General features: G+C 70.5%; 26 protein-coding genes. 14 read left to right on the top strand and 12 right to left on the bottom strand.

Annotated features, from left to right (window positions below; translation table 11 throughout):
- Nucleotides 1-15 precede the first annotated feature (15 nt).
- Nucleotides 16-1356, top strand: coding sequence for an alkaline phosphatase family protein (locus tag KV557_RS19970; RefSeq protein ID WP_218202157.1), 1341 nt, complete (start codon nucleotides 16-18; stop codon nucleotides 1354-1356).
- A gap of 143 nt (nucleotides 1357-1499) precedes the next feature.
- On the opposite strand, the gene KV557_RS19965 is transcribed toward KV557_RS19970, so the two are convergent.
- Nucleotides 1500-2729, bottom strand: coding sequence for an RNA-guided endonuclease InsQ/TnpB family protein (locus KV557_RS19965; protein WP_218202155.1), 1230 nt, complete (start codon nucleotides 2727-2729; stop codon nucleotides 1500-1502).
- A gap of 136 nt (nucleotides 2730-2865) precedes the next feature.
- Here KV557_RS19965 and KV557_RS19960 point away from each other — a divergent pair, with 136 nt between their 5' ends.
- Complete coding sequence (locus KV557_RS19960; protein WP_218202153.1) at nucleotides 2866-3750, top strand: hypothetical protein; 885 nt, start codon at nucleotides 2866-2868, stop codon at nucleotides 3748-3750.
- 231 nt (nucleotides 3751-3981) lie between these two features.
- Here KV557_RS19960 and KV557_RS19955 read toward each other — a convergent pair whose 3' ends face one another.
- Nucleotides 3982-4257, bottom strand: coding sequence for a hypothetical protein (locus tag KV557_RS19955; RefSeq protein ID WP_218202150.1), 276 nt, complete (start codon nucleotides 4255-4257; stop codon nucleotides 3982-3984).
- 31 nt (nucleotides 4258-4288) lie between these two features.
- Complete coding sequence (locus KV557_RS19950) at nucleotides 4289-4564, bottom strand: hypothetical protein (RefSeq protein WP_218202148.1); 276 nt, start codon at nucleotides 4562-4564, stop codon at nucleotides 4289-4291.
- A gap of 101 nt (nucleotides 4565-4665) precedes the next feature.
- Between KV557_RS19950 and KV557_RS19945 the strand changes: the two genes are divergently transcribed.
- On the top strand, nucleotides 4666-5394 hold the full coding sequence (locus KV557_RS19945) for an MBL fold metallo-hydrolase (protein ID WP_218202147.1): 729 nt from the start codon (nucleotides 4666-4668) through the stop codon (nucleotides 5392-5394).
- A gap of 290 nt (nucleotides 5395-5684) precedes the next feature.
- On the opposite strand, the gene KV557_RS19940 is transcribed toward KV557_RS19945, so the two are convergent.
- The 5 genes from KV557_RS19940 to KV557_RS19920 form a co-directional block, all read right to left on the bottom strand.
- Complete coding sequence (locus KV557_RS19940) at nucleotides 5685-6134, bottom strand: NUDIX hydrolase (RefSeq protein ID WP_218202145.1); 450 nt, start codon at nucleotides 6132-6134, stop codon at nucleotides 5685-5687.
- Nucleotides 6135-6166: 32 nt separating this feature from the next.
- Complete coding sequence (locus KV557_RS19935; RefSeq protein WP_308129979.1) at nucleotides 6167-6829, bottom strand: SDR family NAD(P)-dependent oxidoreductase; 663 nt, start codon at nucleotides 6827-6829, stop codon at nucleotides 6167-6169.
- A gap of 122 nt (nucleotides 6830-6951) precedes the next feature.
- Nucleotides 6952-7908 carry a hypothetical protein gene (locus KV557_RS19930; protein ID WP_218202143.1) on the bottom strand — a complete coding sequence of 319 codons (957 nt, stop codon included), beginning with the start codon at nucleotides 7906-7908 and terminating at the stop codon, nucleotides 6952-6954.
- A gap of 164 nt (nucleotides 7909-8072) precedes the next feature.
- Nucleotides 8073-9998 (bottom strand): nucleotidyltransferase domain-containing protein, encoded by a 1926-nt coding sequence (locus KV557_RS19925; protein ID WP_256177677.1) that lies wholly within the window; start codon nucleotides 9996-9998, stop codon nucleotides 8073-8075.
- A 589-nt stretch (nucleotides 9999-10587) separates the two neighbouring features.
- Nucleotides 10588-10821, bottom strand: coding sequence for a hypothetical protein (locus KV557_RS19920; RefSeq protein WP_218202141.1), 234 nt, complete (start codon nucleotides 10819-10821; stop codon nucleotides 10588-10590).
- A 169-nt stretch (nucleotides 10822-10990) separates the two neighbouring features.
- On the opposite strand from KV557_RS19920, the gene KV557_RS19915 reads away from it, so the two are divergent.
- The gene (locus tag KV557_RS19915; RefSeq protein WP_218202139.1) at nucleotides 10991-12208 is read left to right on the top strand and encodes a helix-turn-helix domain-containing protein; all 1218 of its coding nucleotides are present in this window, start codon (nucleotides 10991-10993) and stop codon (nucleotides 12206-12208) included.
- Nucleotides 12209-12370: 162 nt separating this feature from the next.
- Here the strand turns inward: KV557_RS19915 and KV557_RS19910 are convergent, their stop codons facing one another.
- From KV557_RS19910 to KV557_RS19900, 3 genes are read right to left on the bottom strand one after another with little or no spacing between them, the layout of a single operon-like run.
- Complete coding sequence (locus tag KV557_RS19910; protein ID WP_218202138.1) at nucleotides 12371-13219, bottom strand: helix-turn-helix domain-containing protein; 849 nt, start codon at nucleotides 13217-13219, stop codon at nucleotides 12371-12373.
- 24 nt (nucleotides 13220-13243) lie between these two features.
- Nucleotides 13244-13768, bottom strand: a complete 525-nt coding sequence (locus tag KV557_RS19905; RefSeq protein WP_218202136.1) for a DUF6879 family protein — start codon at nucleotides 13766-13768, stop codon at nucleotides 13244-13246.
- On the bottom strand, nucleotides 13689-14003 hold the full coding sequence (locus KV557_RS19900; RefSeq protein ID WP_218202133.1) for a hypothetical protein: 315 nt from the start codon (nucleotides 14001-14003) through the stop codon (nucleotides 13689-13691). The genes KV557_RS19905 and KV557_RS19900 overlap by 80 nt, the downstream gene beginning before the upstream one ends.
- 155 nt (nucleotides 14004-14158) lie before the next feature.
- Here KV557_RS19900 and KV557_RS19895 point away from each other — a divergent pair, with 155 nt between their 5' ends.
- Nucleotides 14159-14446 (top strand): UTRA domain-containing protein, encoded by a 288-nt coding sequence (locus KV557_RS19895; protein WP_256177676.1) that lies wholly within the window; start codon nucleotides 14159-14161, stop codon nucleotides 14444-14446.
- A 44-nt stretch (nucleotides 14447-14490) separates the two neighbouring features.
- Here the strand turns inward: KV557_RS19895 and KV557_RS19890 are convergent, their stop codons facing one another.
- Nucleotides 14491-15489: a helix-turn-helix transcriptional regulator gene (locus KV557_RS19890; RefSeq protein WP_218202128.1), complete on the bottom strand. Its 999-nt coding sequence runs from the start codon at nucleotides 15487-15489 to the stop codon at nucleotides 14491-14493.
- Between the two features lie 473 nt (nucleotides 15490-15962).
- Here KV557_RS19890 and KV557_RS19885 point away from each other — a divergent pair, with 473 nt between their 5' ends.
- The 9 genes from KV557_RS19885 to KV557_RS19845 all read left to right on the top strand — a co-directional run bounded on the left by KV557_RS19885 (nucleotide 15963) and on the right by KV557_RS19845 (nucleotide 24385).
- Nucleotides 15963-16628, top strand: a complete 666-nt coding sequence (locus tag KV557_RS19885; protein WP_218202127.1) for a LysE family translocator — start codon at nucleotides 15963-15965, stop codon at nucleotides 16626-16628.
- Between the two features lie 246 nt (nucleotides 16629-16874).
- A complete protein-coding gene (locus KV557_RS19880; RefSeq protein WP_256177675.1) occupies nucleotides 16875-18416 on the top strand; it encodes an AMP-binding protein in 1542 nt (513 codons plus the stop codon).
- A 1-nt stretch (nucleotide 18417) separates the two neighbouring features.
- Nucleotides 18418-18681 carry an acyl carrier protein gene (locus tag KV557_RS19875; RefSeq protein WP_218202126.1) on the top strand — a complete coding sequence of 88 codons (264 nt, stop codon included), beginning with the start codon at nucleotides 18418-18420 and terminating at the stop codon, nucleotides 18679-18681.
- Between the two features lie 2 nt (nucleotides 18682-18683).
- Entirely contained in the window at nucleotides 18684-19694 is a 1011-nt protein-coding gene (locus KV557_RS19870; protein WP_218202123.1) for a hypothetical protein, read from the top strand.
- Nucleotides 19687-20526: a tryptophan synthase subunit alpha gene (gene trpA, locus KV557_RS19865; RefSeq protein ID WP_218202121.1), complete on the top strand. Its 840-nt coding sequence runs from the start codon at nucleotides 19687-19689 to the stop codon at nucleotides 20524-20526. The genes KV557_RS19870 and trpA overlap by 8 nt, the downstream gene beginning before the upstream one ends.
- 76 nt (nucleotides 20527-20602) lie before the next feature.
- On the top strand, nucleotides 20603-20977 hold the full coding sequence (locus tag KV557_RS19860; RefSeq protein ID WP_218202119.1) for an ectoine synthase: 375 nt from the start codon (nucleotides 20603-20605) through the stop codon (nucleotides 20975-20977).
- Between the two features lie 30 nt (nucleotides 20978-21007).
- Entirely contained in the window at nucleotides 21008-22147 is a 1140-nt protein-coding gene (locus KV557_RS19855) for an acyl-CoA dehydrogenase family protein (protein ID WP_218202117.1), read from the top strand.
- A gap of 76 nt (nucleotides 22148-22223) precedes the next feature.
- Nucleotides 22224-22910: a transglutaminase-like domain-containing protein gene (locus tag KV557_RS19850; protein WP_218202115.1), complete on the top strand. Its 687-nt coding sequence runs from the start codon at nucleotides 22224-22226 to the stop codon at nucleotides 22908-22910.
- A 113-nt stretch (nucleotides 22911-23023) separates the two neighbouring features.
- Entirely contained in the window at nucleotides 23024-24385 is a 1362-nt protein-coding gene (locus KV557_RS19845; protein WP_308129978.1) for a TrpB-like pyridoxal phosphate-dependent enzyme, read from the top strand.
- Nucleotides 24386-24390: the final 5 nt, after the last annotated feature.

The following is a 24390-nucleotide window of genomic DNA, read 5'->3' as shown; positions in this document are numbered from 1 at the left end:
CCTGGAGGCGCAGACATGACGACCGCCGACCAACTCGGGGCCATCGACCACATCGTGGTCCTGATGCTGGAGAACCGCTCGTTCGACCACATGCTCGGCTTCCTCTACACCGACCAGGGCAACGTCTCTCCCGCCGGCCACCCCTACGAGGGGCTGACCGGCCAGGAGTCCAACCCGGACCCGACCGGCGCGCAGGCCCCGGTCTTCCGCATCGAGCCGACCACCCCCGGCGCGTACTACATGCCGGGCGCGGACCCCGGCGAAGGCTTCCAGGCCACCAACCAGCAGCTGTACGGCACCACCGCCCCCGGCACCCAGCCCCCGGGCAACCACGGCTTCGTCACCAACTTCGCCACCACCCTCACCCTGCGGGCGCAGCAAGGCCGTTCGGTCTACCCGGGCACCACCGCGCACAGCATCATGGGCTGCTTCGCGCCGCAGACGCTCCCCGTGATGTCCGCGCTGGCCCGCGGCTACGCCGTGTGCGACCACTGGTACGCCCCCGCGCCGACCGAGACGCTGCCCAACCGGGCGTTCGCCTGCGCGGCCACCAGTCAGGGGCACATGGACGACGCCACCCACACGTTCACCGTGCCGTCCATCTTCGGCCTGCTCTCCCGCAACAACCTCGGCTGGGCCGTGTACGGCTACAGCGCGCAGCCGCTCACCCGGGGGAACTTCCCGGACATCCAGGCCGCGGACGCCTCCCACTTCGGCGTGTTCACCGACTTCCGGAAGGCCGCGGCGAACGGCACCCTGCCCGCGTTCACGTTCCTGGAGCCGAGCTGGTCCTCCACCGGCAACAGCCAGCACCCCAACTACGACGTCGCCCTGGGCGAGCAGCTCATGCACGACGTGTACTACGCGCTTCGCCAGGGGCCGGGCTGGGACAAGACGCTGCTGGTCATCACCTACGACGAGCACGGCGGCTGCTACGACCACGTGCCGCCGCCGAACGGCGCGGTGGCGCCGGACGGTTCGCCCGGCGAGTTCGGCTTCGACTTCACCCGCTACGGGGTCCGCGTGCCGGCGCTGCTGGTCTCGCCCCTCATCCCGGCCGGGACCGTCTTCCGGGTGCCCGACGGGACGACCCCGCTCGACCACACCAGCGTGCTCAGGACCGTGCAGCGGCGCTGGAACCTGCCGTGCCTGACCGCCCGTGACAAGGCCGCTCCCGACGTGGGCGCCGTCCTCGGCCTCACGGCCCCGCGCACGGACGACCCGCTGGCCGGCGTCACCGTCCCGACGGCGACGGGACCCAACCCCGCCGCCGGCGAGACCTCCCACCTGGAGCAGGTCCACGCCGACCTGGTCGCCCGGCACCTCCTCCCCGCACCCGCCCCGACCGGCACCTGAACCGTCGCACCGGCAGGCACCCGCGACGCCTGACCGGGCGCGGGCGCGGATATTGCCGCCCCCGGCCCCACCCCCCCAGCCAGCCAGCCAGCGACGTGTAGCTCATTGACTGCTCCCCCGGCTGAAGCCGTGGGATTTCTGACTCAAGCAGCCTTTCGGACCGGCGATCCGGGAGGTCTTCCGCTCTCGACATCAGCAGGGCACAGACCAGCCCTGACGAGCATCACGCGTGCGGAGTTCTTGTCCCGTGGGGAGACGGTTCCGCAGGCGGTGCAGGTGTAGGTGCGCATTCCCAGCGGCAGTGCGTGCTTGGCTCTCGCTCCGCAGCGCGCGCAGTCCATCGTGGTGTGCGCGGGGTGGACAAGGTGCACGGCGCGTCCGTGCTTGCGGCCCATCTTGATCAGGGCCTGCTTGACCGAGCCGATGGTGGCGTCGGCGGCTTTCTTGGCCATGGTGGTCTTGGCGAGGAACTTCGGCCTGAAGTCTTCGACGGCGATTGCGTCATGGTCGCGGACGACGGCCTTGGCCCACTTGCGGGCAGTGTCCTGACGTTGCCGGGCGACCTTCTTGTGTGCCTTGGCACGCTGCTTTTTGGCGTGCTTGTAGCCCTTCGACCCGGCCTGTCCCTTGGCGGGCCGGCGTCGGGCCATCATCCGGTCGTACCGGGCCAGCCGGGCGGCGGCCTTCCTGCCGTGCTCGGGGTGGGGCAGGTCGTGGGTGTCGCTGGTGGTGGTCGCGATCTCCTTGACGCCCCAGTCGATGCCGATCACCGCACCGGTCGAGGGAAGCGGCTCGGTGGTGGCGGGGACGACGAACGAGCAGTACCAGTGTCCGATGCCGTCCTGACGGACCCGGACCGACGACGGGTCGGCCGGGAGGTCCCGCGACCAGACCACGGTCAGCACGATGCCGCCCGCGAGGTGGAGCCTGTCCTCCCTGATCCGGAACCCGTGCCTGGTGTAGTTGAGCGTGGGCAACGCCTCGCGCTTCTTCTTCGGCTTGGGCATACCGGCCCGCTGCTTCATCGGCAGCCTGGCCTTGATGTCCTTCTGCGCCTTCGCCCGGGACCTGGCGAAGTCCCGGATGATCTGCTGCTGCGGAACCGAACTTCCCGCACGCAGCCACGCCGTCTTGACGCGTGCCTCGGTCAGCATCTTGCTGAGCAGGGCTGGACCGCACGTCCGCTTCTCCGTCCCTTCCGGGCGGCTGCGGTTCCACAGGTGGGTCTGCCGGGACTTGGCGACGCACTCGTTCCAGATCCACCGACAGCGGCCCCACTCGCCCATTAGGGCTTCGAGCGCGGTGGACGACACGCGAAGCCGGTAGGTGTACCGGGCGTACCCGGCGTTCTCGGCTGTCACTGATGTCGTCATGGGGTCATCATCCGTTTCGCACTTCGACTCCCCGAAGACTTGCACACCCCACTGACAGTGCGAGCGGCCGCGGACCGAGGGCCCATGAACTCCGGGATTCCGCACCTGCTTGAGGCCGCTCCCACCGCCACCGCGGGTGAACACCGGTCCGCCTGACGGCGAAAACGGCTACCCGGAACCTCCCCCAGCCTTCAGCCGGGGGCACCCCCATCGCGGGAAGTCCGACCCGGCCACCCACGACAGCCGGCTCGCCACGCTGCGCCGCCTCGGCGAACTGGCCGTGGGCACCTTCCCCGGCACGATCCTGCCCAACCCGCTGGTGAGCGAACTGGCCGGGCTGGCCCGCCGGGCCGACGCGCAGCTGCCGTTCGTGGAGGAGCTGGCCGCCGACATCTTCATGGGCGGCTTCACCCCGAAGTACCTCGCGGCCGCCCGGATCGCCGCAGACCTGCTCGAAGGGACCCTGTACGCACGGTACTTCGGCATCGACTGCGCCGGCGTCTACACCCTCACCGACCCCTGGGACTTCTCCGCCCTGTGCGCGCGCCGCGCCGGCGGCACGAACGCCTCCCGGTCGGTGGCCGGCAACGGCACGGTGATCGAGCAGGCGCAGATCCTCACCACCCACAACCTGGCCGTCCTCGCCGGCCCGGTCGCCATCACCCCGCCCGACGGCTGGGACGCCCTCGCCCGGCGCGCCTTCACCACCGTCTGCCGCCTGACCACGCAGGCCCGGCACCTGCCCCGTCCGCTGCCGGTGGTGAAGAACGCCGCCTTCGCCTGGCGCCAGATGCTGTTCCACCTGTCCCTCTGCCCGCCCCGCGCCCGGGCCGCCGTCCTCGACGAGATCACCCGGGACCACCCCGCCCACCTCGCCCCGGCCGTGGCCGGCCTCCACCTCATCACCTCCGGCGGCGAGTTCACCCCCGGCGGCACCGCCGGCCACGGCCCTGCCGGGACCGGCGCCGCCCGCCGCTTCCTCGGCTGGACCACCGGCCCCCACTGGCTCCTCCGGCAGTGAACCCGCCCTCGCCGTCGCCTGCCACGTCGGCCAGACCTCCGCCTTCCACGCCGACACCCAGGAACCCGGCGGCGGCCGCGCCGCCCTGCACACCGCGACCCTCGACCACCTGGCCCACCGCATGGCGACGGACCCACCCGCCCCCGGCTTCTGGCACGAGGTCAACACCCTGATGCGCCCGTTCCAGGGCCCCCTGCCCGCCCTCCTGGCCGCCGCCGCAGCCTGCACACCTCACTTGTAGATCGGGTACCAGTGGGACCGCTCCTGATCGCTGTTGTCATGGGCCCAGTGCCCCCCGCCCAGATGCGGCAGATCGCCGTTGTCGTTCAGGGCGACCCCGTTCACCACCTGCCCCTGGGACTCGAAGAACCGCCGGATCATCCCGGCCGGGTCCGCATCGAGTTCCCGGAGCACCGCGTCGTCGGACTCGACGTACACCTCGAAGATCTCGGCGGTCCCCACCCGCACCCGCTCGGCACGGCCGCGCACCACGGCTTCGTCGGACATGGCAACTCCTTCCCGCGTCCTTCCCGCGCCCTCACGGAAAGACCGGGGACCACTTGGACGCGTCCCGTCCGGTGAGGATGTGGATGTATCCCGGGTGGTACGGCTGACCGGGCTGAGGGACAGGCGCCGTGATCCCGTTGACGACGTACCCCTGCGACTCCAGGAACCGCTTGACGGTCCCACTCGGATCCTTCTCCAACTGCTGCCGCGCCTCGTCGTCGTCGAGCTCGATGGTGACGTGGACGACTTCGAACTCGACGTCCTCCAGCTTCCTCATGGTTCCGCGCAGTTCCACTCCGTCAGACATGGCGGTACCTCCACAGCGCCTCGGCGCACGCCCCCACCTCCCAGTCTGCGCCCACCCCCAGTGCCCGCAAGTGCGGGCCGGCGGCGTGGGATCATCGTCCGATGCGCAGAGTCACCGTCCTCGGAACGTGCGGAGCCTGGCCCGAGGCCGGGCGCGCCGCCAGCGGCTTCCTGCTGGAGTACGACGGGTTCCGCCTCGTGCTGGACCTCGGCTACGCGACGTTCCCGCGGCTCGCGGCCCACGGCGACCCCGCCCGGCTGGACGCCGTCGTGATCACCCACGAACACCCCGACCACTGCGCCGACCTCAGCGCCCTGTGCCGCGCCCGCTACTTCGCCCCCCAGCGCGGCCCCCGCCTGCCCCTGTACTGCCCGCCCGGAGTGATCGCCCGCGTCCAGGCGATGGAACCCACCGAGGACCTGCACGACGTCTTCGACGTCCACCCGCTGCCCGCCGGCCACCAGGTCGGACCGCTGCGCCTGGACGCCGAGCCGCTGCCCCATCACGTCCCGCACGCGGGCGTACGGTTGACCGCGCCGGGCCTGACCCTCGCCTACAGCGGCGACGCCGGACCGTCCCCCGCCCTCGCCCGACTGGCTGCCGGCGCCGACCTGTTCATCGCCGGCACCACCGTCGAGAACCGGGCGGACGACCCCTGCCTGATGAGTGCCGCCGACGCCGCCGCCTGGGCCACCCGCGCCGGCGCCCGGCGCCTCCTGCTCACCCACTTCTGGCCCGGCAGCGACCGCACCCGCCCGCTCGCCGAGGCCCGTGCCGCCTTCACGGGCGAGGTGCTCGCCGCCGAGGAGGACATGGTCCTCTCCCTGTAGGCGCCCGCCCGGTTGTCGACGGTTTCGTCAGGTGTTCCACGGAGCAGTACCGGCAGGGGCGGTGTCACACCAGTCCACTTCGCATGACTTCGCCCCGCCGACCAACCGGTCGGCGGGGCGAAGTGATCAGGACCCGAGCCGGGCTGCAGCACGACTTCACCCCTGCAGCGTAAGCAACCGCTGTCCAAGATCAGGGGGAACTTCACCCGCTCGCGCTCGGCGTGGCGGGAGGTGTTTCCCTCGAACGGGTGACGGCCCGGGGGCGAGATCCGGGGCCGTCGGCAGAGGTTTCAGTGCACTCGTAGATCGGGAAGGCAGAGCAGTCGGCCTGCAGCCACGGCGTCGCGCAGGATGCCCGCGGTCTCCGGCGGCATCAGGTTCAACGTGCTCAGGGCTTCGGAGGTCAGCGGGATCTCTTCCAGCGCGTACTCGCCTCGGTCGGCTTCGGTGAACTCGTCGCCGGTACGGTCGTCGAACGACCAGTGGGCGATTTCGCAGAGGTAGAACATCTGCTGCTGCTGTTCGTCGTCCTCCAGGACGTGGACCAGACTGAGGATCTTTGCCTTCCCGGCGATCTCCTCGTGGATCTCCCGGTCCAGCGCCGCCTCCAGGCTGCTGTCGTCGGACTCGACGTGGCCACCGGGGAAGACCCAGTACGGGTCTCGACCCGGCCGTACCCGCTTGATGAGCAGGAGCCCGTCGTTCGGGGTGACGAGGATGGCGCGAACGCGCTGAATCACGACTGTTCTCTCTTTTCTTCATAGTGGTGGGGTCAGTTGAGGACCCAGCCACCGTCCACGTGCAGCGACTGCCCGGTGATGAAGGAGGCAGCCGGGGCTGCGAGGAACGAAACCGCCGCGGCGACATCCGCCGGCTGGCCCCGCCGGGGAACACATTGCCGCTTGATCTGGATGTCGGGGCTCACTCTGTCCTCCGGGGGCAGAAGCTCCTCTGCTTCCACTTGGATGGCCCCGGGAAGTACGGCGTTGACGCAGATCCCCGACGGTCCCAGCTCGCGGGCCAATGCGCGGGTCAGCCCGAGAACTCCAGCTTTTGCCGCGCTGTATGCAACAAGTCCGGCTCGGCCAGACCGCGAGTTGACGCTGCCGATGTTGACCACTCGTCCCCAGCGGCGCCGCACCATCGCCGGGGTGAGGGCCCTGGAGACACGGTAGTGGATCGTCAGATTCACTTCGAGGGCGCGCGCCCATTCCTCTTCGCTGGTCCGGTCCCAGCTGATCCGGGGGTAGGCACCCGCGCAGTTGACGAGGATGTCCACGTTGCCGAGTTCGGATTCGACCAGAGCGACCATCTCGGCCACGTCCTCGGGGACGGTCAGGTCGGCACCGACCTCCATGGCGGGGCGCTCTTCGCGGTCGATGCTTCGCACGACTTCCCGCGCCTCGGCGTCGTTGTGCAGGTGGTTCACGGCCACGCAAGCCCCCACTGGAGGCCAGGGATCGGCTGATGGCCGCTCCGATGCCGGTGGCTCCGCCGGTGACCAGGGCGACGCGGCCTTGGAGGGGCTGTGAGCGGGCGTGTGCGACGACGAGAGGTTCAAGCAGCGTGGCAGTCATCGGTGCTCCGTTCGTCGGGTCGGTTGCCCGGTACCGTGCTGACGAAGTTCTCCAGCGTCATTTCCGGGAGGGCCAGTTCGGCGATCTTGGCCAGAAGAAGCAGCAAGTCGCCGCTGCTGAGTTGCCGGGCGGGGATGACGCCGAGAATCCGCAGGGTGAGAAAGGGACGGAGGCCGTGCAGGAGCACCCGCGTGGGAAGTCCGGCCGCGGGTGCCAGGCTCCCGCGCAGCCAGTGGACGGTGCGACTGATCGCGGCTTGGCGCCCAGGTCCGACAGACCAGGAGTACTCAACGGTGAGGAGCCGGTCCTCCTTGCGGAGGCTGACGTGCCCGAGTTGGGGAATGGCGACGGGTTTGAAATGCCGGCGCAGGGTCCGGGCGTAGACGTCAGGCTGGTAGCGGGGGACAAGCCAGCCGCCGAGTCCCAGCAAATACCACAGCAGGTTCGCGGCCTCGCCGAGAACGGTATTCCGCCCGGCGTGCTCGAAGTCCAGCCAGCACAGCGGCTCCGCGATGTTGGGTTCGGTCGGATCGCCTTGGGTGACGGCGGTCATCCAGCGGCTGTCCGGCGCCAGCGACGCGCGGACATCAGCGACAACACTGGGAAGATCCATCGTGGCCCTGTGCCCGTTGATGATCACTGTGTACGTCGCCAGCTCGTCCACGCCCACGGTCCCGCGGCCGTCGGGAAGCTTGAGAGTGATCGGCGGGTTGCGGTACCAGGCGTCGATCCGGCCGCCCTGGCGCAGCCTCTCCGCGTAGAGGGCGGGGACACAGGCGGACAGTCGGACGATCCGCCCGGTGTGTTCCACGGACCGGAGGATGTCGCGGAAGATGTCGTCGATCAGGGCTTCCACGCGGGGGATGTACTGCGGATCGCGGTCCGCTGCGCCGATCAGGTCGCCGAGGAGTGTGTGGCACCTGCCGCTGGCGAACACGTCCTCGTAGATGATCCGGTGCTCGTCCGGCTGACGGGTGCGGCCGAAGCAGTCCGGGACCGCGAGGTGGGACGACACCGAGCGCCACCCGCGGACTTCGGCATCAGCGCGTGCAGGGCTTGTCGTCTTCCGGAAGACCAGCTGGTCGGGAACGAGGAATGAGGTCACGCGTCCCCCTTCGACGTCATCGTGGACAGCCACGACCGGAGCACGAACGATGCCAGAGCCTCGGCCTGCCGCCGGTTCACGCGGGCCTCGTCGACCGCACTGCGGAAGCCCTCAGGGGCGCGCTGGAGGAAGGCCGTCACGGCGTCGTCGTCGGTGGCGTAGCCGAAGCCGTCCTCCAGGTAGAGCATGAGCTTGGCCAGAAGTGCGGTGATCTTGTAGAGCGCCCGCAGGTCGGGGGCGCCCCGGAGCAGCTGGCGGCGGATCTCGATGGCGGCCTGGACGGCATCCCGTAGACCGGCATCGGCGTAGGCGGCGGCGTCGGGAATTGCGACTTCGAGGTCCGGACGGCACCAGAGCGGCGCGATGATGCCCGAGCCGAGCAGGATGAGCACGTAGATCAGTCGAGACGTGATGGCGCCGGACCGGCACTCGTCCTCCGAGAGCACCGTCAGGCCGAGCTTGACGCCGCCGAGTTCCGCGGACAGCTCCTGGATGACGTCCCGGATGGGCGGGATGTACTCCTGGTCGGCGATGATGAACACGTCCAGGTCGCTCCAGCCGTGCTGGTACTTCCCTCGGGCCCCGCTGCCGGTCACCGCGAACAGCCCCATCTCCGGCGCTCGTTCGGTGAGCCGGGCCAGCACCATCGACAGGTACGCCTCCAGGTGTACCGGCAGGCCGAGCGAGTTGACCGGGACGGGGTCCAACCGGCGGCGTGACCACATCCGCTCCAGGACCAGCCGGTCCAGCGACCTTTCCAGGTCGAGCCGGGTTCCGCTGTTGTCGATCACGATCTCGGCGATCTCGGCGATCTCGGACGCCCTGCGGCTGTTCTTCACCGCGTCCCGCTCGGTCACGTCCTCGGGGCCGGCGACACCGCGCCGCTGGCGCAACTCCTTCGGCGCATCGAGGTACACCACGCGCAACTGGTCGCCTAGAATCGAACGCAGCGCGTCCGTCGCGGCGAGTTCGTGCAGTGACTCGATCGAGACCTGCTTCAGGAAGTGATGGGCCGCGCAGAACCGGTCGAGCGCGTCTGTGAGCACTTCGGCTCGGGTAGCCGGATCGAGCTGATAGGGATCAGCGATCCCGGCCCAGTGAGCGGCCTCGTGCAGCAGGTGTCCGATCTTGAGCCTCGCGAAGCCCCGACGTACTCGCAGGTACTCACCCGCTGTGGACTTGCCACTCTCGGAGAGCCCTCCCAGAGCCACGATTTGGACGCCGGCCAGAGCCTGAGGCGGAACGGCCGCATGGACCTCATGAAGACTGCGACGCAGCTCATCCTGGAGCGAGATGATCGAGCGGTCCTCGGCGACGATGGTGAGGTCGAAGCGGCCATCGTCGACAAGTCGATGGAGCTGCGCGTGGAGCTGGTGCTGGTAGGCGCGGTAAACGTCGGTGGGCGCCGCTTCGCGCGCAAGGGCTCGTTCGGCACCGAGCGCGGGGTCCTGGTGGTGCAGCAACAGCACCCCGTGCTCGGACCGCTCCGCAGCCACCAGGTCGGAGCGGAACCGCTCCAGCAGGCTCTCCGCGCGCTCCGCCGCAGCTTCCGCGGGCAGGATCTCCCGAACGGCCATCGTCGCCGCCAACGACGCCTCAAGCATCGGGATTCCCCGGTCCATGAACCTCAGCGGGGCAGTTGCCGGGGAGCGATGCCGTTCCAGGTAGGAGGTCGCGAGCACATCGGCGAGCTCCTCCGGCGAGGAGTGTTTGAACCACCAGTCGGACATACCAGTCGTCTTGACGGTCGCCCACCGGGCGTCATGCTCGTCGATCGCGGTCGGCCGCGCCGCCGCGTCGCCCAGTCGGCGTGCGAGGACACGGATCTGTGTCGTCTTGCCGACATTGTCCGGACCGTTGAACGCGATGGTTCGGACGGAAGGTGCTTCTTCGCTGCGCTGGGTGGTGTCGAGGTTGGGCATCGGGTCAGTTCCTCGATTCGCGCTGGAGGTACGGAGGAATCGCGCGCGCCCCGGAGCCGCCCGTGAGGACAGCTCCGGGGGCGTGGTGCTACCTGCCGGGGTTCGGCGGCTGCGGAATCGGCGGAGGCGGTGGGGGCGGAGGGGGAGGCGGAGGCGGTTGCGGCATAGCAGACTCCTCTCTTCGACGAGGGTTCTGAACGAGGTGCCGGCCACGCCACGGGAGACGGTGTGACCGGCACCGGTTCCGCCCTGCCGGTGTGCCTGGACCATTGCGGGGCGGAGTCTGATGTGTGGTCAAGCCGATGGCGTGCAGTTCGGACAGGTGCACTCAGGCCAGGAGCCCAGCGCAAGCACCGGGGGCCCTTCGCTGGGCTTGACCTCGACGACCGGTGTCACGTCGTACGGCTTGCCGTCGGCGTCGACCCGGTACGTCCGCAGGTGCAGACCCCTCGTGCGTTTGGCCGGCGGAACGAAGTCGGAGGAGGGGCTCACCGCAGCCCCCATAGGCGTCGGCGACGGCGGCTCTCGCCGATCTGCCACAGCACCAGAGCCCGGCGCCGGACGCGGTCGAGGTCCACTCGTCGGGGCATCACGAGGCGCTCCCGTACATCGCGTCCGCCGCCGGGGTGCACGGCCAGGCGGTGTCGCAGCGCACACACCGGCCGCCGTTGCTGCGGTGCTCGTCCATCAGCATCCTCGTCCTCGTGGCGGCGGAGTTTTCCTGCGACACCTGGCGGGGCGAGCGGCGGCCGGCGCCCGGGTCGATATTCACCAGGTCGACAGTCCAGGGGTGCGGCTTGCCGGATGCGGTGGCAGCGGACATCAGCTTCTCCGGGGAATCGGGTATACGTGGCGGACAGGGGCATCGGAGGGAGTCCTGCCGGGACGTCCCACGGTGATCAAGGGGTTACGCCGGGCGTGGATCAACACTGGCGGGTGGCGTGTGTACCAATCCACCGCCGGGTCCTATAGGGCCGCCCTATATTTCGGGCATGGACCAGGAACCGGACGTGTGGACCCATCCCGAACTGCGGGCCGCCGTGGCGGCCGAGGACTGGCCGGCGGTGCTGAAGAAATGGCGAACCCTGACCCGCAGCAGCCAGAGCGTGCTCGGCGGCCTGGTCGGCCTCGCCCAGCCGGACGTGTCGGCGATCGAGAACCGGCGCCGGGACGTGACCTCGATCGAAGTGCGCCAGCGGATCATCGCCGGTCTGCGGGTTCCGTCCGAGCTGCTGGCCGGCGCACATGACAGTCTTCCGTTGCCGTCGCTCGTGCTGCCGGGGGTGGTGTCCGAGCCCGAGACGGATCGGCTCACCCGTGTACGGGGCGGAATGCGGTTGGACCGGCCGTCGCTGGAGGCGATGGAACGGCTGCTCGCCGAACACCGCCGTGCCGAAGACACTTTGGGCTCCCGCGTCATGAACGGCGTCGTGGCCGCGCAGTTCGAAGAAGTCGCCGGACTGTACGACCAGGCCCGGGGCCCGCTCGCGGACCGGCTCGTAAAACTGCTCGCCGAGTACGCCCAGTTCCTCGCGTGGATGGCACAGGATCAGGACGACGCGCCTGCGGCGCTCGGGTGGTTCGACCGGTCGTACGACTGGGCGTTGGAGTCCGGCTACGGCGACATGGCCGCCACCACCATGAGCATGAAGGCGCACATGGCATGGTCGAAGGGCAACGGCCGCCGCTGCGTGCGCCTCGGCGAGGCCGCCGCGTCCACGGCTGGGGTGACCGACGCAACCAGGGCCATGGCCGTGCAGATGGCCGGACGCGGGCACGCCCTCGAAGGCGATGCCGACGCCGCCCACCGCCGCCTGGACGAGGCCCAGCAGATCATCAGCGGGACGGCGGACGCCCCACCCTGGCTGTACTTCTACGGCGAGAGCTGGTTCGCCGCGCAGCGCGGCATGGCCGAGTTGCACCTGAAGCAGTGGGGCAGCGCGGTGGACAACCTGAAGGAAGGGCTTGGCGGGTTCGCTGCCATCTTCCGGCGGGACCGGGCGTGGTACGGGGCCTGCCTGGCGCACGCCTACGCCGGGGCCGGTGAGGCGGAGGCCGCGTTGGAGACCGCGCTCGGTGTCGTCGGTGACGCCTCTGAGATCGGCCGGCCGCACGCCTGGGGCGAACTGCACACGGTCGCCGGGATTCTGCTGCGGCGCGGCACCCCGCAAGGGCGCGTGCTGGTAGACGCCCTGGTGGCGCTGGACTGAACAGGAGGGCATGGCGGGCTCCTGGGCGTCGGGGACGGGGGCCGCCCGGCGCGCTTCCACGAATGCCGAGGGGGATCGGTATGCCTCGCGCCGGGCGGCAGGTGACCAGACTGGCCGTCGGGCTCAGGGCACATCAACGCGTTTGCACTCGTTTGCATATATTCAGCCCAGCGAGTCGATTGCCCCGGTGATCAGGGCCCGCGCCCGCGCACCGTGCACCGCGAATCCCTTGAGCCTGCCGAACGCCTGGGCGTAGAGCCCGACCTCGCTGGGGGTGGTGACCGTCACCTGGGCGGAGAGCAGCTCAACGCCGGCTTCCGCGTCATCGAAGATGTTGAAGGTCTCCACCGGCCACATGGTGCGCTCCGCGGTGAAAGGGATGACACCGAGCGAGACAGCCGGCAGCGACATGACCGTCAGCAGGTGCCCCAGTTGCTCGGCCATCGTTTCGACGCTGCCAAGGCGGTAGTACAGGACGGACTCCTCCACCAGGATCGCGAAGCGGTGGTTGCCCGTGCGGATGACGCGGGATCGGGCGAGGCGGGCCTTCACAGCCTCGGCAACGTCGTTGGGCGTGCGCCGGAAGTCGGCCACCGTGGCGAGCAGCGCGGTTGCGTACGCCTCGGTCTGCAAGACGCCGGGCACGACGCGGGAGGAGTAGGAGCGGAAGTGGCGGGTGCGCTCGTAGAGGGGCATCGCGGACTCTTGCAGCCTGCGTAGCCCGGTACGGGTGAGCCTGCGCCACTCGACGTACATGGAGTCCACGGCGCGGTTGGCGGCGATGAGGTCGGCGGCCTGGCCGTCGGCGCCGCAGGCGCTGCACCACGCTCGGATGTCGGAGTCCGACGGCGCGGTCTTGGCGTTGATGATGCGGGAGGTCTTGGCCCCGTTCCAGCCGCACAGGGCCGCCAGCTCCTGCCCCTGGAGTCCGGCGTCCAGCATGATCTCGCGCAGCCGAGCGGCGACGACGAGACGGGCCTCTTGGGCACTGGAGGACGGGGAGGAGGGCATGAGCTGGCGGTCCTGATGCTGGGGCTAGACGGTGTACTTCTCGTGCGGAATTCCGCGCTCCCAGACGGCCTCGAAGGCGTTGACGCAGAGCTTGGCCACGGCCGGGTCGTCGGTGACCGTCGGACCTGCCGAGCCGCCGTCGCCGGTGAAGTGGTTGAAGCGAACGATGTTGCCGTCGAACAGCCAGAAGTCGTTGCCGGGAAGGGCGATGTCGGATGCCTGACGGCGCGACAGCCAGCGGACCAGCTCCCCGGCCGCCAGGTTCACGACGGTTCCGGCGTGCTCGTACCGGATGTAGTCGGTGACCGGCTCGGAGACGATCCGGGCGCGGCGGACGACGACGCCGCGGGCGACCGCCTCCCGGATCTGCGACACCCAGCCGGACCAGCCTTCGGACTCAGGATCGGTGTCGACGTAGCCGGTGCGCAGGAACTCCGCAAACTCTTCGGCCTCGCCGGCGATCCCGTAGCTATCCCTCATCTCCAGATGGATCGCTGACCTGTGGGCCTGCCTCAGCATCGTCGAGAAGTCCGGCGGCTTCTGCGTCATCGAGCGCCTTCCTGATGATCCCCGCCATGCGCAGCGGGATGCGGTTGAGGACTTCGGAGTCCGGGATGCCTGCGCTGTGGTTTGGCGCCCAAGCGGTGCCGCTGATCTCCGCCGTCAAGGCCGGGCCGGCCTTCCAGCCCTGGATCACCAACTCGCGCGCTTCGTCGTCCACCCACACCGTCGGGCTTTCGTCCTTGCCCGTGTTGGGGTCGATCCCCACGAAACGTATCGTCATGACGCCCTCCCCTACCAAGTCGGTTGCGCGGTTTTGCACGACACTTCCCCGCGGATGGAAGGCCGTCAAGGGCGCACGGGGACAGGCCGCCGTGGACCATGAGGCGCCGACGGAGCACCACGGAGGTGTGACTGTCGGGGATCCGGTCGATCTCGTTGGGCAGGCCTGGGGCCCCGCCCCGCGCGATTATCGGCTCCCGCATGCCCACCCCCGACGAGGCCACCGACCTCCAACTCCCCAAGGGAGCGCCCCTGCTGCGCATTCTGCGCACCGCCACCGACCCGGCCGGCGCCGTCGTCGAGGTCAACGACACCCGCATGTCAGCCGCGAAGTTCGAGATCGGCTACCCCCTCACCCCCTCACCCCCTCACCCGCCACCTCACCGCCGAACGGCAAAGCAGCTGACAGCCCGTCGGCCTGCTCTCTGCAACCGCTGCCAGTGAGCAGTACCTGCAGGGGGCGGGTCCCGTCGGCACCGCGGGGCGCGCTAATTCAGCCAGCCCAACTGGCCGGCGCGGACGCCGGCCTGGAAGCGGTTGTCCGCCCCGAGCTTCTCCATCAGGTCGTAGATCAGCCGCCGCAGCGTGCGGATCGACACGCCCAGCTCCCTGGCGATCGCCTCGTCCTTCAGGCCGGCGTTCATGAGCCGCAGGATCCCCGACTGCTGGCGGCTGAGCGGGCTTTCGGCGGGTTCCCGGCGGGGCGAGGTGTCGGCGCCCAGTTCGACGGCGGACTGCCAGCAGTGCTCGAAGACCCGCCGCAGCAGCCGGGTGATCACCGGGCCCCGGGTGACGAGCGCGGACGGCTCGGTGTGTTCCGGGTCGAAGGTCGGGGTGAAGGCCATCACGTCGTCGATCACGATGAGCCGGAACGGGATCGTCGGGGCCAGCCTGACCCGGACCCCGGCGGCCTGCATCTCCTCCAGCAGGGCCAGGCCGTGCGGCATCCGGGCCGTCGACGCCAGGTGGATGGTGCGCATCCCCACGCCGCGGTCGACGACGCGCTGGTTGCGGTCCAGCCGCGCCTTGGAGCGGCTCTCGACCACCGGCCCGGGGTGCATGCTGAGGATCTCGTCGCGCGCGAGGTCGGTGCAGTCCTCCAGGATCGCCGAGATCCGGTCCAGGCCGACGATCACCTCGACCGGGGCGAGGCTGGCCTGATGCTGGTACTGGTCGGCGAGTTCGGTCGCGAGCAGGCGGATCGCCTTGCGCAGCCACACGGCCTCGTGCGCCCAGCGGGAGGCGGCCTGCTCGGCCCGGGTGGCCAGGTCGTTGAGGGCCCGTTCGGTCGAGGTGACGGTCAGCCGGTCGGCCGACTCCGGCGAGTTGGCGACCAGCCCGATCGCGACCAGCAGGTCCTTGGCCTCCTCGTACTGGGCGGGGTCGAGTCCGGCCAGGGCGCCGAGGCTCGCCGGCTCGACCGAGGGTTCATTGCGGAGCCGCCGATAGAGGTCGGCGATGACCTTTCGGTCTATTTCAAGATCCATCCCAGCTCCAGGCACTTCAGCTGCTCAGTGATGCTGCCTCGTGATGCTGACGGCCTGATGTCACACGTCGCCTGCGCTCCTGTGTGGTGGGGAACTCGGCGATGGCGACTGGCCCATTCCTGTCACGGCACTGTTGGGACAGGTGTGATTACTTTACAGCTTTCCGGGGTCCGAGCAGGATCGAGGTTGTCGCCGAACAGGGCGAAGACTGCACAGCATCGACCGAAAATCGGTCAATACTGGGGGGACGCACGCAAATGACTGTCGCCGGGCTTTATTTACACCACGAGCTGCCGGCTGTCGGGGGCCACTACCGCGGGGGGCGGTATCTCGCCACTTCCCTGACACGATCCTGCCGGCTTGCTAGGGTGGTGGCATCGCCTGACGGGGTGTCAATGCCCCCTTGGGACATGGATGACGACGACCTTGAGTGGGGCTGAGCGCGGCTTCCGCGCCCAGGAGGGGGAGACTCGGTGGAGCTGACGTTTCCATCCGGGACGGTGCTCGGGGTGTTCGTGCCGATGGTGGTGGCCCTGGTGGCCGTGCCCGGCCCGAACATGCTCCTGATCCTCAGCCGTGGGATCGGACAGGGCCGCAGAGCCGCCTTCGCCTCCGCCGTCGGGGTCGAACTGGGCACCATGGTCCACGTGTTGGGCACGGTGGTCGGCGTCTCGGCACTCATCGCGGCGTCCGCCCTGGCGTTCAACGTGGTCAAGTACGCGGGTGCCGCCTACCTCCTCTACCTGGGCGTGCGCACCCTGCTGGCCAGGACGGAAGGGCCGGCCGGAGCGCCGGCCGCCGCCACCGAGCCGCTGCGCGTGCGCACGCTGCTGCGCCAGGGCGCGCTGGTCAACGTGCTCAACCCCAAGGTCGCACTGTTCTTCCTGGCCCTGCTGCCGCAGTACGTCAACCCGTCGCGGGGTTCCGTGGCGAGCCAGACGCTGGTGCTCGGCCTGGTGTTCTTCGCGATCGCCCTGGCCATGGACCTGGTGTACGCGGCCGCCTCCGTGGGGGTCGGTGCCTTTCTGGCCCGAAGTGTCCGATTCGTGCGCGCACAGAAGTACATCACCGGCTGTACCTATCTGGTGCTGGGCGTCAGCGCGGCCTTCGCGTCGCCCGCCGGGCACCGGACGAACTGACCGGGTCCTTTCCGCTTCGCTTCGCTTTCCGTTCACCACTTTTGTTCACCACTCAACTCACGCTGAGTGTTGTCCGGCTCCGCTGCCCGGCTTCCATGCAGTTCATGAATCAACATTCCTGAGGCCGATCCGGCAGTGTTCCGTGCGCGGTGGTGCGAATTCGCCTGCCCGCGTCGAAGCGTGATCCCCGTTCACACTGCCCTGGCGCCGTGCTGTTCCGGCACGGTGAGAAGGAAGGCGTGTCCGTTGTTATCGAGTTCCCTTTCCAACCGCATCGCCGAGCAGGCCCGAACCCGCCCGGCGGCACCCGCCCTGCTCTGGCACTCGGGCGAGGTGACCTACGCCGAGCTCCACGCCATGGCCGGCGCCGCCGCCGCCCGGCTCACCGCGCTCGGGCTGCCGCACGGCAGACCGGCGGCCATGGTCGCCAAGAAGTCGCCCGAGGCGATCGCCGTCGTGCTGGCCTGCCTGACGCTCGGGCAGCCGGTGCTGCTGCCCTCGCCGGAGCTGGGCGCCGAGACGCTGTCCACGCTGCTGGAGCGCTGCGCCGCCGGCCGGCTGCCCGCACCGGAAGAGCTGACCGACGGCCACGAGCCGGCCGACGGCCACGAGCCGGCCGACGGCGCCGAGCTGATCAGCAACGAGCCCGCGCCGGGGGAGCCGGACCCGCAGGAGGTCGCGCTCCTGCTGACCACCTCCGGCTCGACCGGCCTGCCGAAGGTCGTCCCGCTGACCACCGGCGCGGTCGACCGGTTCACCGACTGGGCCGCCGACCACTTCGGCATCGGGCCCGACACCACCGTCCTCAACTACGCGCCCCTCAACTTCGACCTGTGCCTGCTGGACATCTGGACGACGCTCAGCCGCGGCGGCTGCGTGGCCCTGGTGGACCCGGACCTGGCCACCAACCCGGCCCATCTGCTCGCGCTCTTCCGGCAGCGCCCGATCCAGGTGGTCCAGGGCGTCCCCATGCTCTACCAGCTGCTCACCCGGGCCGCCCGCACCGACGAGGCGGCGGCGGCCCTCGCCGAGGTCCGGCACGCCGTCCTCACCGGGGACGCGATCAGCGAACGGGCCTTCGCACCGCTGCCCCAACTGCTGCCCAAGGCGGACTTCCACAACGTCTACGGCTGCACCGAGACCAACGACAGCTTCATCCACCCGATCGACCCGGTCGACCCGATGCCGCACGGCACGGTCCCGATCGGCGAGCCCGTCCGGGGCGTGAAGGCCCTGCTGCTCGCCGAGGACGGCAGCGAGCTCGCCGGCCCGGGCCTGGGCGAACTCCTCGTCCGTACGCCCTTCCAGACCACCGGCTACCTGGACGCCGAACTCGACCGCGGCGTCTTCACCGAGCGCGCGGACGGCCGCTACTACCGCACCGGCGACCTGGTCCGGCGCCACCCGGACGGGGTGCTGACCCTGGAGGGCCGCCGGGACTTCGTGGTGAAGGTCCGCGGCGTGCGGGTGAACACCACCGAGGTGGAGGCGGCCCTGTGCAGCCACCCCGAGGCCGTCGAGGCGGCCGTCCTGGCGGTGCCGGACGAGGTGGCCGGAACCCGGCTGCACGCCGTCGTCCAGCGCGCCGCCGGGAGCTCCCTGAACAGCCTGGAACTCCGCCAGGCCGCCGCCGGGCTGCTGCCCAGGGCGGCCATCCCGACCACCGTCGAGCTGGTGGACACCGCGCTGCCCAGGACCGGCACCGGAAAGCTCGACCGCAAGGCCGTCCTGCGCGCCTCCCGGCACGCGCGGGGCCAAAGCCCGACGACCACGCCCGCAGGAGGCTGACGTGACACGCACCGACGACATCAAGAAGTACCTGATCGAGCAGTTCCTCCTCGACACCACCGTCGAGGACCTGGCCGACGACTACGACCTGCTGGCCAACGGCGTGGTCGACAGCCTCGGCCTGCTCACCCTGGTCAGCTGGCTGGAGTCCGAGTACCGGCTGGACATCGACGCGCTGGACATCGCGCCGGAGAACTTCCGCACGGCCGCCGCCATCAACGCCTTCCTGGAGCAGGCCCAGGCCGTTCCGGACGGGACGCGGTAACCGTGTCCGACCTGCTGCAGACCCTGGTCCAGCGGGCCGGCCCGGTGGACCGGCCGACCTGGGCGGACTTCTGGGACCGGCTCCACGAACGCCGCCTGCGCGGCGGTGAGGCCCTGGCCGTGCTCGCCTCGCTGTCCACCCGTACGCCCGACCCGGCCACCGTGGCCTCCTTCCTCGGCTCACTGGCCGACCGCGCGCAGCCGCTGCCGGCCACCTGGCCCGGGACGGTCAACCCGGTCGGCACCGGGGGAGGCCCGGCCACCTTCAACCTGACCACCGCGGCGGTGCTGGTCGCGGCCGCGACCGGCGTACGGATCGTCAAGACCGGCTCGCGCGGCTACAGCAGCCGCTACGGCTCGATCGACATCCTGGAGCGGCTCGGCATCCCGACCGCGCGCTCGTACGCCGAGTGCGAGGACCACCTGGACCGGTTCAACGTGGCCTTCGCCGGCGGCTTCGTCTACCCGGTGGAGCTGACCGAACTCGCCAGGGCCGTGCTGCCGTACGGCTTCAAGCAGGTCGGGCGGTTCGTGAACCTGCTCGGCCCGTTCCTCGCCGCCGTCCCGGCGCAGCGCCGCCTGGTCGGCGTGTCCGACCGCGAACTCCTGGCCCCGTTCGGGGAGTTGGCGATTGACCGGCCGGTCTGGCTGGTGCACAATCCGCTGGGCATCGACGAGCTGGTGAGCTTCACGGAGAACACCGTCCGCACGGGCGGGGCCGAGCTGACCATCGGCCCCGGCGCGCTCGGGCTGACCGGGCGCGGCACCCTGGCCGACCTGCGGCCCGCCGGGGCGGACGAGGACCCCGCCGGGCATCTGCTCGCCCTGCTGGGCGGCCGCGGACCCGAGGCCGCCGTCGAGAGCATCTGCCTCAACGCGGCCGCGGCCGCGGTCGCCTCGGGCCTGCACGCCGACTGGGCGCAGGCGTACGGGGCCGCCCGGGAGGCCGTGGCGGCGGGCGCGGCGCTCGACCTGGTCGAGCGGCTGCGGCGCGAGGTGCCGGCCGGTGTCTGAGTTCTTTTGCGGACGCGGGCCGGCCGACCCCGGCCTGGCGCTGTTCCTCAACGCCGGCGACCCGGGACTCGACCTGCTCGCCGAGCTGGTGACGGCGCTGGACGAGACCGGCGTGGACTGCCTCGAACTCGCCGTGCCCTTCCCGGACTCGCCGACCGACGGACCCGTGGTGCGCCGCTCGGCCGACCGGGCGCTGGCCGCGGGCGTCGACCTGGACGCCGTGCTGGCCTTCGTGGCGAAGGTCCGGCCCGCGCTGCGGCACACCCGGATCGCTCTGCTGGCCGACTGGGGCCACTCGGTGCGGCCGGTGGGTCTGGAGGAGTTCCTGCTCCGGGCCCGGGACGCCGGGGCGGACGCCACCCTGCTGCACGGCCTGCCGCCGCTGGCCCGGCCCCGCTACCTGGAGGCCGCCGAGCGGATCGGCCAGCCGGTGGTCACGACCTGCTACCCGGGATCCAGCCCGGAGGTCCTGGCGGAGAGCGCCCGCTTCGCCTCCGCCTACCTCTACCTGGTCGCCCACTACGGCCGGTCGGGCACCGCGCCGCCCGACCGGGCCGCCCTGGCCCCGGTGCTCGCGCGGCTGCGCGAGTCGGCCCGGGCGCCGCTGGCGGTCGGCTTCGGCGTCCGCACCGCCGCCGACGTCGCGGCCATGGGCGCCCTGGGCGCGGACGCCGCGATCGTCGGCAGCGCGCTCGTCGCCGAGGTCGAACGGTCGCTGGAGACCGGCGGCGACCTGATCAAGGAGCTTCTCGCCTTCACCGGCGGCCTGCGACCCGGGCCCGCCGACCCGCACGACGAACAGCCGCTCGGCGAACAGCAGCTCAACGAATAGCAGTACGACGAACCGCCGCTCAACGAACAGCCATTCAACGAACAGTCACGCACGCACACACACCGAGGAGACAGCGATGCTGATCCGCAAGCTTGAGGACGTCAAGACGGTCGAGTGGGGCAACGGCCTCAGCCGCCGGTTCCTGGTCGAGAAGGACGGGATGGGCTACTCGGTGACCGACACCGTGGTCAGCGCCGGCACCAAGTCCCTGCTGGAGTACAAGCGCCACCTGGAGGCCTGCTACTGCATCTCGGGCAAGGGCGAGGTCGTCGACATGGCGGGCAACAGCCACGTCATCGAGCCCGGCACCCTGTACGCGCTCGACGAGCACGACGCGCACTGGCTGATCGCCTGGCCGGAGGAGGACCTGCGCCTGGTCTGCGTGTTCACCCCGGCGCTCACCGGCGACGAGGTGCACTCCCTCGACGGCGACGGCTCCTCCCACTACTGAGCCGCCCAACTTGACCGGGGGAATGACGAGATGATCGACTGGTCGGCCGACCAGCGCGACCTGCGCGAAGGCCTGGCCCCGTGGTTCGAGAAGTTCGGCGCGGACCACCTGCGGCACGACAAGGCCGCCAGCTTCCCGCGGGAGGCCTGGCAGGCCGTCGCCGAGTCCGGACTGCTCGGGCTGTTCTTCGACGAGCAGTACGGCGGCCTCGGGCAGGACCTGGCGACCACCATGTACGTCCTGGAGGGGCTCGGCCACGGCTGCCGCAACGGCGGGCTGAACTTCTCCGTGACCACCAGCATGGTCGGCATCGGGGCGCCGCTGCACCGCTTCGGCTCGCCCGCGCTGAAGGAGCGCTACCTGCCCGGGATCGCGACCGGCACCCTCATCGGGGCCCACGCGATCAGCGAGCCGGACGCCGGCTCGGACGCCCTGGCGATGCGCACCACCGCCGTCGCGGACGGCGACGCGTACGTGCTGAACGGCAGCAAGACCTTCGTCAGCAACGGCCCGATCGCCGACGTGATCGCGGTCTACGCCAAGACCGACCCGACCGCGGGTCCGCTGGGGGTGACCACGTTCCTCGTGGAGCGCGACACCCCGGGCCTGAGCGTCGGCCGGCCGGTCGAGAAGATGGGTCTCAAGTCCTCTCCCATGGCGGAACTGTTCTTCGACGACTGCCGGATCCCGCGCGGCCAGGTGGTCGGCCGGGCCGGGACCGGGTTCCTGATCCTCGACCACGTGATGAAGTGGGAGATCCTCCTCTCCTTCGCCGTAACCCTGGGCGAGATGCAGCGCCGGCTGGAGGACTGCCTCGCCTACGCCAAGCAGCGCTCCGCGTTCGGCAAGCCGATCGGATCCTTCCAGTCGGTCGCCAACAAGATCGTCGAGATGCGGATCGGCGTGGAGACCTCCCGCAAGTGGCTCTACGACACCGCCGAGAAGCTGACGGCGGGGCAGAACATCACCGTCGACCTGGCCGCCGCCAAGCTGGTGGTCAGCGAGGCGAGCCTCGCCTCCGCCCTGCACGCGGTGCAGATCTTCGGCGGCAACGGCTACATGGCCGAGTACGGGATCGAGCAGGAACTGCGCAACGCGGTCGCCGGGACGATCTACTCCGGCACCTCCGAGGTCCAGCGGGTCCGCATCGCCACCATGCTGGGTCTCTGAAAGCTGGGCCTCCGACCGCTCGGCCTCAGCTCGGCCCGTGAAGCCGGCCGACCCCCCTCCCCGTTATGGAGCAGCCATGTCCGAGTCGCTGGAACACGCCCTCGCGGAAACCGAGTTCATCGACCACACCTCAGCCGAGGTCAAAAAGTTCGTCGCCGGGGTCCTCCCGGACGGCGGCCTGGACGAGCGGGACCGGGCGGTCCGCCTCTACTACGCGGTCCGCGACAAGATCGGCTACGAGATCTACGGCGCCGACTTCTCCCGTCGCGGCCTGACCGCCGGCCAGACCCTGCGGCTGGGCCGCGGGATGTGCATCCACAAGTCCCTGGTGTACCTGGCCGCGCTGCGCTCGGTGGGGATCCCGGGCCGGCTGGTGCTCACCGACGTCCGCAACCACCTCGCCTCCGAGCGCCTTCGCACCTACATCGGCGGCGACGTCTTCCACTACCACGCCCTGACCTCCGTCCACCTGGACGGGCGCTGGGTGCGCGCCACCCCGGTCTTCAACCGGATCCTCTGCAAGCTGTACGGGATGGCGCCGCTGGAGTTCGACGGCACCGCGGACAGCGTCCACCACCCGTACACGGGGGACGGCGCCCGGAACATGGAATTCCTGCACGAGCACGGCGAGTTCGACGACCTCCCGTACCAGCTGGTGCTCGACGGGATGCGCAGCCGCCACCCCGGCATCATCGTCGGCCCGGACCGGGACCGGTTCGCGCCGGGCTCCCTGGTGGCCGACGCCACCGGCGGCACCGCCTGAGCCGGGGCACCGCCCGCACCGCCCGTATCGCCCGAACCGCCGTACCGCCCGTACCGCCCGAGCCCGCCCACGTACCGCCCACCCTTTCCGTCCCTCACCCGGAGACGACACCCGTGGACACCATCAAGTACCAGCTGACCGACGACCAGATCCCGACCTCCTGGTACAACCTGGCCGCCGACCTGCCCCAGCTCGCCCCGATCCTGCACCCCGGGACCGGGCAGCCCGCCACCGTGGCCGACCTGGTCGGCATCATGCCCAAGGAACTCGCCGAGCAGGAGCTCAGCACGGAGCGGGAGATCGAGATCCCGGCCGCGGTCCGCCAGATCTACGCCCAGTGGCGCCCCTCGCCGCTGTTCCGCGCCCGCCGCCTGGAGCAGGCGCTCGGCACCCCCGCCCGGATCTACTACAAGTACGAGGGCGGCAGCCCGGCCGGCAGCCACAAGCCCAACACCGGCATCGCGCAGGCCTTCTACAACAAGGAGGCGGGCATCCGGCGGCTCGCCACGGAGACCGGCGCGGGCCAGTGGGGCTCCTCGCTGTCGCTGGCCGGGGCGTTCTTCGGCCTCGAGGTCAAGGTCTTCATGGTGAAGGTCAGCTACCACCAGAAGCCCTACCGCCGCGCGCTGATGCACACCTACGGCGCGACCTGCGTCGCCAGCCCGAGCACCGAGACCGAGGCCGGGCGGGCCATCCTCGCCGCGGACCCGGACTGCCCCGGCAGCCTCGGCATCGCCACCTCGGAGGCGATCGAGCTGGCGATGAACGACCCGTTCACCAACTACGCCGGCGGCAGCGTGCTCAACCACGTCGCCCTGCACCAGACGGTGCTCGGGCAGGAGGCGCTGCTCCAGCTCGACCTGGCCGAGGACTACCCGGACATCGTGATCGGCGCGGCCGGCGGCGGCAGCAACCTGGCCGGCCTGGCCTTCCCGTTCCTCGGCGAGCAGCTGCGCGGCGGCCGGCGGGTGCGGGTGATCGCCGCCGAGCCGGAGGCCTGCCCGAGCCTGACCAAGGGCCGCATCGCCTACGACTTCGGCGACACCACCGGCCTCACCCCGCTGCTGAAGATGCACACGCTCGGCCACTCCTTCATCCCGCCGGCGATCCACGCGGGCGGCCTGCGCTACCACGGCATCGCCCCGCTGGTCAGCCAGGCGCTGCAGGACGGCCTGCTGGAGGCCCGCGCGGTCCCGCAGACCCGGTGCTTCGAGGCCGGCCTGACCTTCGCCCGCACCGAGGGCATCGTGCCCGCGCCGGAGTCCACCCACGCCATCCGGGTGGCCATCGACGAGGCGCTGCGGCTCAAGGAGGAGGGCCGTTCGGAGGCCATCCTGTTCGGGCTCTCCGGGCACGGCCACTTCGACCTCGGCGCGTACGAGCGCTACCTGGCCGGCGAGCTCGTCGACGAGGGCTTCGACCAGGAGCGGGTGGAGCGCGCCCTGGCCGAGCTCCCCACTCCGGCAGGGAGCTGACCCGA

Source organism: Kitasatospora aureofaciens (assembly GCF_019192735.1).
Classification (GTDB): domain Bacteria; phylum Actinomycetota; class Actinomycetes; order Streptomycetales; family Streptomycetaceae; genus Kitasatospora; species Kitasatospora aureofaciens_A.
The sequence above is the reverse complement of the archived record's forward strand: the minus strand, read 5'-3'. Positions and strand labels throughout refer to the sequence as shown.

What these genes read in the sequence shown, in the direction of transcription:
- KV557_RS19915 (WP_218202139.1), top strand. Translation starts at nt 10,991, where the DNA reads ATGGACCAGGAACCGGACGTGTGGACCCATCCCGAACTGCGGGCCGCC.
- KV557_RS19890 (WP_218202128.1), bottom strand. Translation starts at nt 15,489, where the DNA reads ATGGATCTTGAAATAGACCGAAAGGTCATCGCCGACCTCTATCGGCGG.
- KV557_RS19855 (WP_218202117.1), top strand. Translation starts at nt 21,008, where the DNA reads ATGATCGACTGGTCGGCCGACCAGCGCGACCTGCGCGAAGGCCTGGCC.
- KV557_RS19905 (WP_218202136.1), bottom strand. Translation starts at nt 13,768, where the DNA reads ATGACGCAGAAGCCGCCGGACTTCTCGACGATGCTGAGGCAGGCCCAC.
- KV557_RS19900 (WP_218202133.1), bottom strand. Translation starts at nt 14,003, where the DNA reads ATGACGATACGTTTCGTGGGGATCGACCCCAACACGGGCAAGGACGAA.
- KV557_RS19950 (WP_218202148.1), bottom strand. Translation starts at nt 4,564, where the DNA reads ATGTCTGACGGAGTGGAACTGCGCGGAACCATGAGGAAGCTGGAGGAC.
- KV557_RS19920 (WP_218202141.1), bottom strand. Translation starts at nt 10,821, where the DNA reads ATGTCCGCTGCCACCGCATCCGGCAAGCCGCACCCCTGGACTGTCGAC.
- KV557_RS19965 (WP_218202155.1), bottom strand. Translation starts at nt 2,729, where the DNA reads ATGACGACATCAGTGACAGCCGAGAACGCCGGGTACGCCCGGTACACC.
- KV557_RS19910 (WP_218202138.1), bottom strand. Translation starts at nt 13,219, where the DNA reads ATGCCCTCCTCCCCGTCCTCCAGTGCCCAAGAGGCCCGTCTCGTCGTC.
- KV557_RS19955 (WP_218202150.1), bottom strand. Translation starts at nt 4,257, where the DNA reads ATGTCCGACGAAGCCGTGGTGCGCGGCCGTGCCGAGCGGGTGCGGGTG.
- KV557_RS19860 (WP_218202119.1), top strand. Translation starts at nt 20,603, where the DNA reads ATGCTGATCCGCAAGCTTGAGGACGTCAAGACGGTCGAGTGGGGCAAC.
- KV557_RS19925 (WP_256177677.1), bottom strand. Translation starts at nt 9,998, where the DNA reads ATGCCCAACCTCGACACCACCCAGCGCAGCGAAGAAGCACCTTCCGTC.
- KV557_RS19850 (WP_218202115.1), top strand. Translation starts at nt 22,224, where the DNA reads ATGTCCGAGTCGCTGGAACACGCCCTCGCGGAAACCGAGTTCATCGAC.
- KV557_RS19945 (WP_218202147.1), top strand. Translation starts at nt 4,666, where the DNA reads ATGCGCAGAGTCACCGTCCTCGGAACGTGCGGAGCCTGGCCCGAGGCC.
- KV557_RS19970 (WP_218202157.1), top strand. Translation starts at nt 16, where the DNA reads ATGACGACCGCCGACCAACTCGGGGCCATCGACCACATCGTGGTCCTG.